The following is a 14,199-nucleotide window of genomic DNA, read 5'->3' as shown; positions in this document are numbered from 1 at the left end:
CGGTGGCCACGACTCCCGCGCCCCCCACGGCGCCTCCGAAGCCCACCTGGGACCCCAGAAGGGCGGAGCCCCCGTTCCCCTGGCTGCGTCCGACCATCCGCATACGGCTCACGCTGCTGTACGGCGGCATGTTCCTGATCGCCGGCATCATGCTGCTGTCGATCATCTATCTGCTCGCGGCGCAGGCCCTGAACACGGGCGCCGAGCCGCTCTTCAAGATCGTCAGTGGTACGTCGATCAAGGTGAGCAGCGACAACTGCCCCGCCGTCCAGGCGGGCAACCTGTCACTCGACGAGTTCAACGTTGCGATCAGCAACTGCATCGACCATCAGCGTCAGACGGCCCTGGACGACCTGCTCAGCCGCTCCCTGCTCGCCCTGCTCGGCCTCGCGATCATCGCCTTCGCCTTCGGCTACGCGATGGCGGGCCGCGTCCTGTCGCCGCTCGGCCGGATCACCCGCACCGCGCGCGCGGTGGCTGGCTCGGACCTGTCCCGGCGGATCGAGCTGGACGGCCCCGACGACGAGCTGAAGGAGCTGGCGGACACCTTCGACGACATGCTGGAGCGGCTCCAGCGGGCCTTCACCGCCCAGCAGCGGTTCGTCGGCAACGCCTCGCACGAACTGCGCACCCCGCTCGCGATCAACCGCACGCTCCTCGAAGTGCACCTGTCCGACCCCGGAGCCCCGGTGGAGCTCCAGCAGCTCGGCAAGACGCTGCTGGCCACCAACGAGCGCAGCGAGCAGCTCGTCGAGGGACTGCTGCTGCTCGCCCGCAGCGACAACCAGATCGTCGAGCGCAAGCCCGTGGACCTCGCCGAGGTCGCCACACAGGCCGTCGACCAGGTGCACGCCGAGGCCGCGGCCAAGGGTGTGGCGATCCGCGGGGAGCGCGCCGCGGCGGTCGTCCAGGGCAACGGCGTACTGCTGGAGCGCATCGCCCTGAACCTCGTCCAGAACGCGGTGCGGTACAACGTGCCGGACGACGGCTGGGTCGAGGTCACGACGCAGGTCCAGCACGGCCAGGCGGTACTGGTGGTCACGAACACGGGTCCGGTGGTTCCCGCGTACGAGATCGACAATCTTTTTGAGCCTTTCCGGCGGCTGCGTACGGAGCGCACGGGCAGCGACAAGGGCGTGGGCCTCGGCCTTTCCATCGCCCGGTCGGTGGCCCGCGCACACGGGGGCCATATCGCGGCAGAGCCGCGCGAGGGGGGTGGGCTCGTGATGCGCGTCACCCTGCCGATCTGAGAACATGTCGCGGACACGCGGCGATGTTCGCTTTGCGCGGAATTTTCTGGTCGCCCATCCGGGAGACTCGTGTGTGATCGATCACAAGGGCGAATTTCTGGCCATCTACTCTCCGTGGCCACGCAGGCTGTCGTAAAGCCGGGAAAATCCGGGTTTTCGGGGGTCTAGATCACGGGAAGTACACGGTGGGACGCCTTTGAAGTGGGCCCTTCGGACCGTGTACGGTCCGCATCGCCATCCAAGCCGATCACTCATGGGGAGTCCGGTTGGGTGTCGATTGAGTAACAGACCTTGATGTGAGGCAAAATCTCCGCCTCAGGTCGGGCACAAGTCCGGCCTCTCACGCGTTACGTGCGCTGAGACACCGCAGACACCCAGAGGGGGAGAGCGACATGGCAACGGATTACGACACCCCACGCAAGACCGACGACGACGTCGACTCGGACAGCCTTGAAGAACTGAAGGCTCGCCGGAACGACAAGTCCACGTCGTCTGTCGATGTAGACGAGTTCGAGGCCGCAGAAGGCCTGGAGCTTCCCGGAGCGGACCTCTCGAACGAGGAGCTGGCCGTCCGGGTGCTGCCCAAGCAGCAGGACGAGTTCACATGCATGAGCTGCTTCCTGGTGCACCACCGCAGCCAGCTGGCCCGCGAGAAGAACGGTCAGCCGATCTGCCGCGACTGCGACTGAGGCAGGGTCGGCCGTGACTGGCTCGACCCCACCTTGGAAGCGCCGCTTCCCTTCACGGGCAGCGGACGAAGGGCCCTCAGACGGCCCTGAAGGCGTGCGTGACGACGAGCGGGGCTCTTCCCGACCAGGATCAGCCTCGCTCGAGCGGGCGCCCGCCACAGCGCCGACAGGCGCCTTCGAGCGGGCCGGCATGGTGAAGCCGGCCGGCGATCCGGAACCGTCCGACGGTTCGGTTCCGGCGGACGTCGCCGTTCCCGCCACCGGCCGCCGTGCGGCCGGCCTTCGGGACGGGGTCAGAAAGGGCGTCCAGAAGGGCGGCAGCAGGGCCAAGGCGGGCCTGTCCCACCTCGCCGACCGGATCATCGACATCGCGCCGCGCGTCCCCGTACGGGACCTGGCGACCCTCCGCAGGCAGTTCCCGGGACTCACCCCCGAACAGCTCGCGGACAAGCTCGTGGCGGGTGCGGCCAACGCGACGTCCACGGTGGGCGCCGGGATCGGTGCCGCCGCGATGCTGCCGGTGCCGCCCGCGATGCCGACCGAGCTGGCCGCGGAGATCACCGGCGTCGCCGCGATCGAGCTGAAGCTGATCGCCGAGCTCCACGAGGTCTATGGCCTTCGGCCGCCGGGCAACCTCAAACAGCGCAGTACCGGGTATTTGAACTCCTGGTCCTCCGAGCGCGGGATCGACGTGACCAAACCGTCGACGATCAACGCCGCGTTGGGTGGCCAGATGAAGCGTGAGCTGCGCCAGCAGATCATGAAACGCATGGTCCGGGATCTGCCGAACCTGATGCCGTTCATGGTGGGCGCGGCGGTGGGAGCGGTCATGAACCGCCGGGACACCAAACGCCTGGCGGCGCGTATCCGCAAGGACCTGCGCAAGTCCCAGGTGCCGTGGGACGCGCTTGCGGAGCTGCCGCCCCTGGAGAAGCCGACGGATCCCCTGCGGATGGGGGAGATCCCCAAGGGACTGGGGCACTGAGCCCGGCACCGCCCGCCCGCCCGCCGAGTCGAGACGAGCGACGGGGCAGGGGGCACCGGCTCGTGAGGATCCCCGGCTCGTGGGGGCACTGGCTCGTGGTGGGCCGGGAGCACTGGATGCGAAGACGCACGGCCCGTGGAGCGGTGTGCGCCGGTGCGTAACCGCTACCCGAAGGCGCACGGTCGCGCGCCGAGGTGGTTCGGGGCGCGACTTCTTCTTCGCAAGCCCCCCTGATTCCGGTGGCCCTACGCCGTGGCCCGAGCCGCCTCGAGTGCCGCGATCAGGCGCTCCGGCTCCCTCGTCGACAGGTACAGGTACGGCGTGGGGTCGGCCGGGTCGGTGACCTGGACGCGGAGGGCCGTGGGGATGTAGGCCCGCAGCAGCATGAAGGCGCGCGGGTCCGCCTTGTACGTGCGCCAGGCGCGCGCCTCCTCCTGGTCCATGATCTCCGCGTCGCCCAGGGCCGCGACCGGGATCTTCGCCTCGCCCGCGATCAGGGAGTCACCGACGACCCGGATGCGGATCGACCCGTACGCGCTCGCCACGACCGCCGAGACCGCGGTGCCGCCGACCAGCGCGCCCAGCAGCGGCAGTGTGCCGAAGGGGAGGAAGACCAGGGCCATCGCTATCCCGATCAGGAAGCAGATCGCCCACCAGCTGCGGGGGGCGGTGAGGCGTTCTTCGTACGGGGAGGCGGAGAGCTGCATGAAGCCAAGCTTGGCACGGTGCGAAGACTTGGTGGACGCGCGGGTAAGGTCTGCGGCTGTGAGTCGTACTTCCGCAGCTCTGCAGCCTCCCGCCGACGCCGTCGCGCCGGTGCGGCACCCCGACGCGCCCGCCCCCGGCGAGCTCCTCGGCGCCCACTACGAACAGTGTTTCGGGTGTGGTGGGGAGCAGTCGCACGGACTGCACCTGGAGGCCCGCGCGGGGGAGGGCGTCACCGTCACGGCGGAGTTTACGGTACGGCCCGCCCACCAGGGCGCCCCGGGGCTCGCGCACGGCGGAGTGCTCGCCACCGCCCTCGACGAGACACTCGGCTCGCTGAACTGGCTGCTGCGCACCATCGCGGTCACCGGCCGCCTGGAGACCGACTTCGTCCTGCCCGTCCCCGTGGACACGGTGCTGTACCTCGAGGCCGAGGTCACGGCGGTGGCCGGCCGTAAGATCTACTCGACCGCCACCGGGCGGATCGGTGGCCCCGACGGGCCCGTCGCCGTTCGCGCGGACGCCCTCTTCATCGAGGTCAAGGTGGACCACTTCATCGACAACGGCCGCCCGGAGGAGATCCGGGCCGCCATGAACGAACCGGACCAGATCCGCCGTGTCCGTGCCTTCGAGGTGAACCCGTGACCCGCGAGCCCCGTCAAGAACTCGCCGTGCTGATCCGCCGCGTCGACCCGGACGTACCGCTTCCCGAGTACGCGCAGCCCGGTGACGCGGGAGCAGATCTGCGTACCACCGAGAGTCGTGAACTGAAGCCGGGCGAGCGCGCCGTATTGCCCACGGGTGTGTCCATCGCGCTGCCCGAGGGGTACGCGGCCTTCGTGCACCCGCGTTCCGGGCTTGCCGCCCGCTGCGGTGTCGCCCTCGTGAATGCCCCGGGGACGGTTGATGCCGGGTACCGTGGGGAGATCAAGGTGATCGTGGTGAATCTCGACCCGCACGAGTCGGTGCGGTTCGAGCGCTTCGACCGGATTGCTCAACTGGTCGTCCAGCAGGTCGAGAAGGTCCGCTTCCAGGAGGTCGCGGAACTTCCCGACTCGGCGCGGGCCGCAGGGGGCTTCGGGTCCACCGGCGGTCATGCCGCCGTGGGCGGCACAACGGGTGGGAATCGATACGCTTCGGTCGTATCCGACCGGGAAGGACAGTGACGTGTTCGGACGTCGCAAGAAGGGCAGTGCCGCCGAGGACGCGGCGGGCGAGGCCGAGCAGGTCGTCGACAGTGTCGACACTGAGGCGGACGAGGCGGAGCGGGAGCACGTGAGGCTCGAGCCGGAGCCGCGGCCCGACGGACCCTGGGACGACTCGGAGGTGCGGGACCCCGCCGAGGGCCGCGTGGACCTGGGTGGTCTCTTCGTGCCCGGAGTCGACGGCATGGAGCTGCGGGTCGAGGTCGCGGGCGACGCGATCGTCGCGGCCACCGTCGTCCTCAAGGACAGCGCCATCCAGCTGCAGGCCTTCGCCGCCCCCAAGCGTGAGGGCATCTGGGGCGAGGTGCGCGAGGAGATCGCCACCGGCATCACCCAGCAGGGCGGTGTCATCGACGAGGTCGAGGGCCCGCTGGGCTGGGAGCTGCGGGCGCAGGTCCCGGTGCAGCTGCCGGACGGCACGGGTGGTTTCCAGGTCGTGCGGTTCGTCGGCGTGGACGGGCCCCGCTGGTTCCTGCGTGGAGTGATCTCCGGGCAGGGCGCCGTGCAGCCGCAGGCCGCGGGCCTGCTGGAGCAGATCTTCCGGGACACGGTCGTCGTACGCGGTGAGGGCCCGATGGCTCCGCGCGACCCGATCGTCCTGAAGCTGCCGAACGACGCGCAGATGGTGCCCGAGGGTGTCCAGCAGGAGGAGCAGAGCGGTTCCCGCTTCTCCGGAGGCATGGGACAACTGCAGCGCGGACCGGAGATCACCGAGGTCCGCTAGAGACTGCCCGCCGGACGCTCCGCGGGCAAACGCCGCACCGCTTGAAAGGGCCGCACCTCTCCACGGGGTGCGGCTTTTTCGTGTGCGCGGAGCCTCGGCGGGTTCTTGCGCGAGATCCCTTGACGAGCCACTTGGTCTGTACCTATGGTCTCGGCCCAGCGCCTAGGTTCATGCAGGCGTTCATCGTTCATATATGAGAACGGATGGCCCCCCACCATGCGCCGTACCGCACTCCTCGCCACCGTCACCGCCCTTGTCGCGGGCGCTCTCGTCTGGCCCGCCGCTCGACAGGCCGACGCCGCCCCCGTCACCTTCGCGCACCCCGGAGTCACGGTCTCCAAGAGCCAGCTGGACTTCGCCCGCACCAAGGTCAACGCCGGAGCTCAGCCCTGGAAAGCCGCGTACGACCAGATGATGGCGAGCAAGTACGCCGACCTGAACCGCGTCCCGAAGCCCCGCGCGACCGTGGAGTGCGGCTCCTACTCCAACCCCAACTACGGCTGCACGGACGAGCGCGAGGACGCGATAGCCGCCTACACCGACGCCCTCGCCTGGTACATCACGCGCGACGACCGGTACGCGAAGAAGTCGATCGCCCTGATGGACGCCTGGTCGGCCGTGATCAAGGAGCACACCAACAGCAACGCGCCCCTGCAGGCCGGCTGGGCCGGCTCCTCCTGGCCCAAGGCCGCCGAGCTCATCAAGTACACCTACACCGGCACCTGGGCCAACTCCGGCCGCTTCGCGACCATGCTGCGCACCGTCTACCTCCCCGAGGTCATCAACGGCTCCAACTCCAACGGGAACTGGGAACTGTCGATGATGGAGGCCGCCGTCGGCATCTCCGTCTTCCTTGAGGACCGGACGTCGTACGACAAGGCCATCGCGAAGTTCCGGACCCGTGCGGCCGCGTACATCTACCTCTCCTCCGACGGTGCGTTGCCCAAGACCGTGCCGAGCCAGAACCTCGACACCACCGCGAAGATCGTCAACTACTGGCAGGGGCAGTCCACCTTCGTCACCGGGCTCACTCAGGAGACCTGCCGCGACTTCACGCACACCGGGTACGGCATCTCGGCCATCTCGCACATCGCCGAGACCAGCCGGATCCAGGGCGAGGACCTGTACGGCACCGATGTCGGCGAGCGGCTGCGGCAGGCGCTCGGATTCCAGTCGAAGTACCAGCTGGGCGAGGCGGTGCCGAGCTGGCTGTGCGGTGGTTCCCTCACCCTCGGGCTGGGTCCGGTGACCGAGACCGGCTACAACGCCCTGCACAACCGCCTGGGCATCGCCATGACCAACACCCAGAAGCTGACCGAGCAGAACCGGCCGTCCGGCAGCAACAACCTCTTCGTCGCCTGGGAGACTCTCACCGACGGGGACAACCCCAACTGACACCCTCTCCGGCCGGGCGCCCCGGTGTCGTCACCGGGCGCCCGAACGGCGGGGGAGGCAATCGCCCGGCTGACCGGGGAGGGACATGAGCCAGGTCGAGGTCGCCACGAAGGCCATGGTGCGCGTCGAGAACGTGCATCGCTGGTACGGCGGTGGAGCCGACGTCGTACCCGCCCTGCGGGGAGTCTCCTTCGACGTGCCACGCGGTGAACTCGTCGTCCTCACCGGCCGCCCCGGGTCCGGCAGGACCACACTCCTCAACCTGGTCGGCGGGCTCGACGAACCGGACGCGGGGCGGATCACCGTCGACGGGCTCGCACTGGAGGGGCTCGGCGAGGACGGCCTGCTGGAACTGCGCCGGGAACGGATCGGCTTCGTCTTCCAGCCCCTCGGGCTCATCCCGCTGCTCACCGTCGCCGAGAACGTCGGTGTGCCGCTGCGGCTGCGCGGGGTCGCGGAGCACGCGCGCGAGGAGCGGATCGCGCGGCTGCTCTCCCTCGTCGGGCTCACCGACCATGCGGCGCGCCGACCCGGGGAGCTCACCGGCGGGCAGCAACAGCGCGTGGCCATCGCGCGCGCTCTCGTGGGCGACCCCGCGCTCCTCGTCGCCGACGAGTTCGCCTCCGGACTCGACGCGGGGACCGGCCGTGCCCTGATGGAGCTGTTGCATACGCTCGTCCGCTGCGAACAGGTGACAGTCCTGGTCGCCCCCTCCCGGGCGACCCCGGTCGACCTGGCCGACCGGATCCTGGAGCTGCGCGACGGAGGGATCGTCGAGCACTGAGCCGAGCGCAGGGCCGAGCACTGAGCCGAGCAGGGCCCGGACCAGCGCATCAGGGTTGTGCCGACCGGTGCATCAGGGTTGCGTCAAAGACGGCCGTCGGCCGACTCCCCGCCCCATTTGTCGAGATTGTTGGCCGTAAGGTCGACGCTGCGTATACAGCGGTGACAGGAAGACAATGGGGCCATGGGACGCGGCAAGCTTCGGATCTACCTCGGTGCGGCACCGGGCGTCGGCAAGACGTACGCGATGCTCTCCGAGGCGCACCGCCGTGTGGAGCGGGGCACCGACTGCGTCGTCGCCTTCGTGGAGCACCACAACCGGCCGCGCACCGAGGTGATGCTGCACGGCCTGGAGCAGGTGCCCCGCAAACATCTCGACTACCGCGGCTCCGTCTTCACCGAGATGGACGTGGACGCCGTACTGCTCCGCGCCCCGGCCGTCGCCCTGGTGGACGAACTCGCGCACACCAATGTCCCCGGCTCCCGCAACGCCAAGCGCTGGCAGGACGTGGAAGAACTCCTCGCCGCCGGGATCGACGTCGTCTCCACCGTCAACATCCAGCACCTGGAGTCACTGGGCGACGTCGTGGAGTCCATCACGGGCGTACGGCAGCGCGAGACCGTCCCGGACGAGGTCGTGCGACGGGCGGACCAGATCGAGCTGGTCGACATGTCGCCACAGGCGCTGCGCCGGCGTATGGCGCACGGCAACATCTACAAGTCCGACAAGGTCGACGCGGCCCTGTCCAACTACTTCCGGCCCGGCAATCTGACCGCGCTGCGTGAGCTCGCCCTGCTGTGGGTGGCCGACCGGGTCGACGAGTACCTGACCGAGTACCGCAGTGAGCACCGGGTCTCGAAGATCTGGGGTTCGCGGGAGCGGATCGTGGTCGGGCTGACCGGCGGCCCGGAGGGCCGCACACTGATCCGCCGGGCCGCGCGGCTCGCGGAGAAGGGCGCGGGCGGCGAGGTCATGGCCGTCTACATAGCCCGCAGCGACGGACTGACCTCCGCCTCACCGAAGGAACTGGCGGTCCAGCGCACGCTGGTGGAGGACCTGGGCGGCACCTTCCACCATGTCGTCGGGGACGACATACCGGTCGCGCTGCTCGACTTCGCGCGCGGGGTGAACGCCACCCAGATCGTGCTCGGCTCCTCGCGCCGCAAGACCTGGCAGTACGTCTTCGGGCCCGGCGTCGGCGCCACCGTCGCCCGGGAGTCGGGCCCCGACCTGGACGTCCACATCGTCACCCACGACGAGGTCGCCAAGGGGCGCGGACTACCGGTCGCCCGGGGCGCGCGGCTCGGCCGCTCCCGGATCATCTGGGGCTGGCTGATCGGAGTGGGCGGCCCGGTGGTGCTGGCTCTGCTGCTGAACACCATCGATCTCGGCCTCGCCAACGACATGCTGCTGTTCCTGACGGTGACGGTCGCGGCGGCGCTGCTCGGCGGGCTCTTCCCGGCCCTCGCCTCGGCGGCCTTCGGTTCGCTGCTGCTGAACTACTTCTACACGCCGCCGCTGCACCGGCTGACGATCGCCGACCCCAAGAACATCGTCGCCATCGTGATCTTCGTCGGGGTCGCCGTCTCCGTGGCGTCCGTCGTGGACCTCGCCGCCCGGCGTACGCACCAGGCGGCCCGGCTGCGCGCCGAGTCGGAGATCCTCTCCTTCCTCGCGGGCAGCGTGCTGCGCGGCGAGACCAGTCTGGAGGCCCTGCTGGAACGGGTCCGGGAGACCTTCGGCATGGAGTCGGTCGCCCTGCTGGAGCGGGCCGGCGACGTCGACCCGTGGACGTGCGCGGGCAGCGTGGGCCCCCGGTCGCCGAAGCGGCCCGAGGACGCGGACGTGGACATGCCGGTCGGCGACCACATGGCGCTCGCGCTCTCCGGACGCGTCCTGCCCGCTTCCGACCGCCGGGTGCTCGCCGCCTTCGCCGCCCAGGCCGCGGTCGTCCTGGACCGCCAGCGCCTCCAGCACGAGGCCGACCAGGCCAAGGAGCTGGCCGAGGGCAACCGCATCCGCACCGCGCTGCTCGCCGCCGTGAGCCACGACCTGCGGACCCCGCTGGCCGCTATCAAGGCCGCCGTGTCCTCGCTGCGGTCCGACGACGTGGCCTGGTCGGAGGAGGACCAGGCGGAGCTCCTGGAGGCGATCGAGGAGGGCGCCGACCGGCTCGACCACCTCGTGGGCAACCTGCTCGACATGTCCCGCCTGCAGACCGGCACGGTCACCCCGCTCATCCGCGAGATCGACCTCGACGAGGTGGTCCCGATGGCGCTGGGCGGCGTACCCGAGGACAGCGCCGAGCTGGACATCCCCGAGACGCTGCCCATGGTCGCCGTCGACCCCGGTCTGCTGGAGCGCGCGGTCGCCAACCTCGTCGAGAACGCCGTCAAGTACAGCCCCATCGACGAACCGGTCCTGGTATCCGCGAGCGCCATGGCGAGCCGGGTGGAGGTACGGGTGGTGGACCGCGGCCCGGGGGTCCCCGACGAGGCCAAGGACCGCATCTTCGCGCCCTTCCAGCGCTACGGCGACGCTCCCCGCGGCGCGGGCGTCGGCCTCGGCCTCGCGGTCGCCCGCGGCTTCGCCGAGGCGATGGGCGGCACACTGAACGCCGAGGACACACCTGGCGGCGGACTCACCATGGTGCTCACGGTCCGGGCGGTGGACAGACTGCCCGACCTGGCCACGGCAACAGCAGAAAGGCAGGCTTCATGACCAGGGTGCTCGTGGTCGACGACGAGCCGCAGATCGTACGTGCCCTCGTGATCAACCTGAAGGCACGGCACTACGAGGTCGACGCGGCCGCCGACGGCGCCGGCGCGCTCCAGCTCGCCGCCGCCCGCCATCCCGATGTCGTCGTTCTCGACCTCGGGCTGCCCGACATGGACGGCGTAGAGGTGATCAAGGGGCTGCGCGGCTGGACCCGGGTGCCGATCCTGGTGCTCTCGGCCCGGCACTCCTCGGACGAGAAGGTCGAGGCGCTCGACGCGGGCGCCGACGACTACGTCACCAAGCCCTTCGGCATGGACGAACTGCTGGCCCGGCTGCGCGCCGCGGTGCGCCGCGCGGAGCCGACCGGGGGTGGCGAGGACGACGTCGTCGTCGACACCGAGGACTTCACCGTCGACCTGGCCGCCAAGAAGGTCAACCGGGAGGGCCGGGACGTACGGCTCACACCCACGGAGTGGCATCTGCTGGAGGTGCTGGTGCGCAACACCGGCCGCCTGGTCAGCCAGAAGCAGCTGCTCCAGGAGGTGTGGGGACCGTCGTACGGCACCGAGACGAACTATCTGCGGGTCTACATGGCGCAGCTGCGCCGCAAGCTGGAGGTGGACCCCTCGCATCCTCGGCACTTCATCACGGAGCCCGGGATGGGATACCGGTTCGAGAAGTAGTCCCCGCGGGAAGGGGTACTAAGCGGGTAGGGATGCAGGAAGGGCACAGGTGCGCGAAAGAGCACGGGTGGGCGCACGCGTTCATCCGACGTCAGTGCTCCCCGGTACGCTTTCGGTATGAGTGCTGTTCCTCGTTCCGAAAAGCCGGCGGGCCGGTTCCGGCGCATGATCGACCGGCTTTCCTCGTCCCAGGAGGACCTGGAGTCCGAGGAGCTGCGCGAGGACTCCGAGACCGCGGGCTGTACGCGGATCGGTGACTGCCACGACCGACAGATCGTCACGGTTACTGGTACCTTGCGCACGGTCACTCTGCGCCCGCGGGCGGGAGTCCCGGCCCTGGAGGCCGAGCTGTTCGACGGTTCGGCCGCCCTGGACGTGGTCTGGCTAGGCAGACGCTCCATCGTGGGCATAGAGCCGGGACGCAAGTTGATCGCCTCGGGCCGGATTTCGATGAGCCGGGGCCGTAGGGTGCTTTTCAATCCGAAGTACGAACTCAGACCCCTTGGACGGGAGTAGCCGGTGACGTCGCTCGACAAGCCGACCGAAGACGCCCAGGACGCCCAGCAGGATGCGCGGGCGGTGACCGAGGCCGCACTCTTCGAGGCGTTCGGCGGCGTGCGGGGCATGGTCGAGACGGTGGTGCCCGGCCTGCTCTTCGTCACCATCTTCACGATCAACAAGAACCTGCACTGGTCGGCGATCGCCGCCCTCGGGGTGTCCCTGCTGCTGGTCGTGGTCCGCCTCGCGATGCGGGACACCGTCAAGCACGCCTTCAGCGGCGTCTTCGGCGTCGCCTTCGGCGTGGTCTTCGCGATGATGACGGGCAACGCCAAGGACTTCTATCTGCCGGGCATGCTCTACACGCTCGGCCTGGCCGTCGCCTACATCGTCACGACCCTCGCGGGCGTGCCTCTGATCGGTCTGATCCTCGGCCCGGTCTTCAAGGAGAACCTCTCCTGGCGCACTCGGAATCCCGGCCGAAAGAAGGCGTACGCGAAGGCCAGTTGGGCCTGGGGCCTGATCCTGCTCGCCAAGTGCGCGATCCTCTTCCCGCTCTACTGGTGGGCCAACACCGCGCAACTGGGCTGGGTCCTGATCACGCTGAAGATCCCGCCCTTCCTCCTCGCCGTCTGGCTGACCTGGGTGTTCCTGGCCAAGGCCCCTGCCCCCATCGACGTGTTCGCCGAGATGGAGGCGGAGGAGCAGGCCGAGAAGGAGCGCAAGGCCGCCCTCGGGAACGAGTCCGGTGACGAGGCCACGGCCGGCCGTCACCGCCGCGACGCGTAGCGGTTCCCCGCACCACGTAGTTCCCCGTACGACGTCGGGGGCGCCCGGAGATCTCCGGGCGCCCCCGACGTCGTATCGGAGCGGACAGGCCCTAGCTCGTCGCGTCGTCGCGGCGGACCGAGAGCAGGTCCTCGAGCTGTTCCTCGCGGGCCTGGGCGGCGACGAAGAGAAGTTCGTCGCCCGCCTCCAGGGAGTCCTCCTGGGAGGGCGTGAGGACGCGGGTGCCGCGGATGATCGTGACCAGGGAGGTGTCCTCGGGCCACTCCACGTCGCCGACCTGCGTGCCGGCCAGGGCCGACTCCGGCGGGAGGGTCAGCTCGACCAGGTTCGCGTCACCGTGGCTGAAGCGCAGCAGCCGGACCAGGTCGCCGACGCTCACGGCCTCCTCGACCAGGGCCGACATCAGACGCGGGGTGGAGACCGCCACGTCCACGCCCCAGGCCTCGTTGAACAGCCACTCGTTCTTCGGGTTGTTCACACGGGCGACCACGCGCGGGACGCCGTACTCGGTCTTCGCGAGCAGGGAGACGACCAGGTTGACCTTGTCGTCACCGGTGGCCGCGATCACCACGTTGCAGCGCTGCAGCGCCGCCTCGTCCAGCGAGGTGATCTCGCAGGCGTCGGCGAGCAGCCACTCCGCCTGCGGGACGCGCTCGACCGAGATGGCGGTCGGCGCCTTGTCGATCAGCAGAATCTCGTGCCCGTTCTCCAGGAGCTCGCCCGCGATGGAGCGACCGACGGCACCGGCACCGGCAATGGCGACCCTCATCAGTGACCGCTCTCCTCTTCGGGGCCCTCGGCGAACGACGCCTCGACCTTCTCGACGTCGTCCGTGCGCATCATCACGTGCACCAGGTCGCCCTCCTGCAGCACCGTCTGAGAGGTGGGCAGGATCGCCTCGCCCAGCCGCGTGAGGAAGGCCACACGCACCCCGGTCTCGTCCTGGAGGCGACTGATCTTGTGGCCGACCCAGGCGGCGGAGGCGTGCACCTCAGCGAGCTGCACCCCGCCGGTGGGGTCGCGCCACAGCGGCTCGGCACCCGAGGGGAGCAGCCGCCGCAGCATCTGGTCGGCCGTCCAGCGGACGGTGGCGACGGTCGGGATGCCCAGGCGCTGGTAGACCTCGGCGCGGCGCGGGTCGTAGATGCGCGCCGCGACGTTCTCGATGCCGAACATCTCGCGGGCCACCCGGGCGGCGATGATGTTCGAGTTGTCACCGCTGGAGACGGCGGCGAAGGCGCCGGCCTCCTCGATGCCCGCTTCACGCAGGGTGTCCTGGTCGAAGCCGACTCCGGTGACACGACGGCCGCCGAAGCCGGAGCCCAGTCGTCGGAAGGCGGTGGGGTCCTGATCGATCACAGCGACCGTATGCCCCTGTTGCTCCAGGGTCTGGGCCAGAGCGGAACCCACTCTTCCGCAGCCCATGATGACGATGTGCACGACCGTCCTTCCGAATGTAAATGGTTACGGCTCAGGCTAAACAGGGTCTCAGACCGCCGCCCAAGCTACACACGCGCGGTCGATCAGGGGCACCCTTGTGCACGTTCGCCTGTGCGTTCTCGGGGATCAGCGGCGATTGAAGCTCCGCACGCTGAAGAGAGTCAGGATTCCGAGGCCGACGAGTCCTGCGGTGGCGCCGATGAGCTCAGCGGTCACGTGCATGGAACCTCCATAATGGGATAAACAGGGGCTTTGTCATATAGGCATGCGGATATGCGAGGCCGCTGAATCCGCAACGGGGCCCCTCCCCGTTTTCACTCGGAGGGCAGATGTC

At 69.5% G+C, this 14,199-nt stretch carries 15 protein-coding genes; 12 read left to right on the top strand and 3 right to left on the bottom strand.

All coding sequences use genetic code 11. The annotated features are described in order from the left end of the window. The first annotated feature begins 2 nt into the window (after positions 1-2). From ACZ7M2_RS43355 to ACZ7M2_RS43345, 3 genes are all read left to right on the top strand, one after another. A complete protein-coding gene (locus ACZ7M2_RS43355) occupies positions 3-1,250 on the top strand; it encodes a sensor histidine kinase (RefSeq protein ID WP_352051145.1) in 1,248 nt (415 codons plus the stop codon). Positions 1,251-1,642: 392 nt separating this feature from the next. After that, the gene (locus tag ACZ7M2_RS43350) at positions 1,643-1,939 is read left to right on the top strand and encodes a DUF4193 domain-containing protein (RefSeq protein WP_003997302.1); all 297 of its coding nucleotides are present in this window, start codon (positions 1,643-1,645) and stop codon (positions 1,937-1,939) included. Between the two features lie 13 nt (positions 1,940-1,952). After that, complete coding sequence (locus ACZ7M2_RS43345; protein WP_471599996.1) at positions 1,953-2,924, top strand: hypothetical protein; 972 nt, start codon at positions 1,953-1,955, stop codon at positions 2,922-2,924. Positions 2,925-3,169: 245 nt separating this feature from the next. On the opposite strand, the gene ACZ7M2_RS43340 is transcribed toward ACZ7M2_RS43345, so the two are convergent. Next, a complete protein-coding gene (locus tag ACZ7M2_RS43340; protein WP_067375327.1) occupies positions 3,170-3,631 on the bottom strand; it encodes a DUF3093 domain-containing protein in 462 nt (153 codons plus the stop codon). 58 nt (positions 3,632-3,689) lie between these two features. Here ACZ7M2_RS43340 and ACZ7M2_RS43335 point away from each other — a divergent pair, with 58 nt between their 5' ends. The 9 genes from ACZ7M2_RS43335 to ACZ7M2_RS43295 all read left to right on the top strand — a co-directional run bounded on the left by ACZ7M2_RS43335 (position 3,690) and on the right by ACZ7M2_RS43295 (position 12,425). Then, on the top strand, positions 3,690-4,274 hold the full coding sequence (locus tag ACZ7M2_RS43335) for a PaaI family thioesterase (protein WP_352051147.1): 585 nt from the start codon (positions 3,690-3,692) through the stop codon (positions 4,272-4,274). Next, a complete protein-coding gene (dut, locus tag ACZ7M2_RS43330; protein WP_095852176.1) occupies positions 4,271-4,795 on the top strand; it encodes a dUTP diphosphatase in 525 nt (174 codons plus the stop codon). Before ACZ7M2_RS43335 ends, dut begins: the two co-directional genes overlap by 4 nt. A 1-nt stretch (position 4,796) precedes the next feature. Beyond that, positions 4,797-5,558 (top strand): DUF3710 domain-containing protein, encoded by a 762-nt coding sequence (locus ACZ7M2_RS43325; protein ID WP_471599995.1) that lies wholly within the window; start codon positions 4,797-4,799, stop codon positions 5,556-5,558. A gap of 216 nt (positions 5,559-5,774) precedes the next feature. Continuing rightward, positions 5,775-6,953, top strand: coding sequence for an alginate lyase family protein (locus ACZ7M2_RS43320; protein ID WP_471599994.1), 1,179 nt, complete (start codon positions 5,775-5,777; stop codon positions 6,951-6,953). An 85-nt stretch (positions 6,954-7,038) separates the two neighbouring features. Further along, a complete protein-coding gene (locus ACZ7M2_RS43315) occupies positions 7,039-7,737 on the top strand; it encodes an ABC transporter ATP-binding protein (protein WP_471599993.1) in 699 nt (232 codons plus the stop codon). Positions 7,738-7,920: 183 nt separating this feature from the next. Beyond that, on the top strand, positions 7,921-10,458 hold the full coding sequence (locus ACZ7M2_RS43310) for a DUF4118 domain-containing protein (protein ID WP_471599992.1): 2,538 nt from the start codon (positions 7,921-7,923) through the stop codon (positions 10,456-10,458). Continuing rightward, positions 10,455-11,138 (top strand): response regulator, encoded by a 684-nt coding sequence (locus tag ACZ7M2_RS43305; protein WP_054237129.1) that lies wholly within the window; start codon positions 10,455-10,457, stop codon positions 11,136-11,138. Before ACZ7M2_RS43310 ends, ACZ7M2_RS43305 begins: the two co-directional genes overlap by 4 nt. A 117-nt stretch (positions 11,139-11,255) precedes the next feature. Continuing rightward, positions 11,256-11,654 (top strand): OB-fold nucleic acid binding domain-containing protein, encoded by a 399-nt coding sequence (locus ACZ7M2_RS43300; RefSeq protein WP_079090087.1) that lies wholly within the window; start codon positions 11,256-11,258, stop codon positions 11,652-11,654. 3 nt (positions 11,655-11,657) lie between these two features. Then, a complete protein-coding gene (locus ACZ7M2_RS43295) occupies positions 11,658-12,425 on the top strand; it encodes a DUF3159 domain-containing protein (RefSeq protein WP_352051151.1) in 768 nt (255 codons plus the stop codon). Between the two features lie 91 nt (positions 12,426-12,516). Here the strand turns inward: ACZ7M2_RS43295 and ACZ7M2_RS43290 are convergent, their stop codons facing one another. Together ACZ7M2_RS43290 and ACZ7M2_RS43285 are read right to left on the bottom strand one after the other, a co-directional pair. After that, positions 12,517-13,194 (bottom strand): potassium channel family protein, encoded by a 678-nt coding sequence (locus ACZ7M2_RS43290; protein WP_054237132.1) that lies wholly within the window; start codon positions 13,192-13,194, stop codon positions 12,517-12,519. After that, positions 13,194-13,865 carry a potassium channel family protein gene (locus tag ACZ7M2_RS43285; RefSeq protein WP_054237133.1) on the bottom strand — a complete coding sequence of 224 codons (672 nt, stop codon included), beginning with the start codon at positions 13,863-13,865 and terminating at the stop codon, positions 13,194-13,196. The genes ACZ7M2_RS43290 and ACZ7M2_RS43285 overlap by 1 nt, the downstream gene beginning before the upstream one ends. Between the last annotated feature and the right edge of the window lie 334 nt (positions 13,866-14,199).

It is taken from the genome of Streptomyces sp. NPDC111507, assembly GCF_055638955.1.
This window is presented reverse-complemented; position numbering and strand designations above follow the sequence as displayed.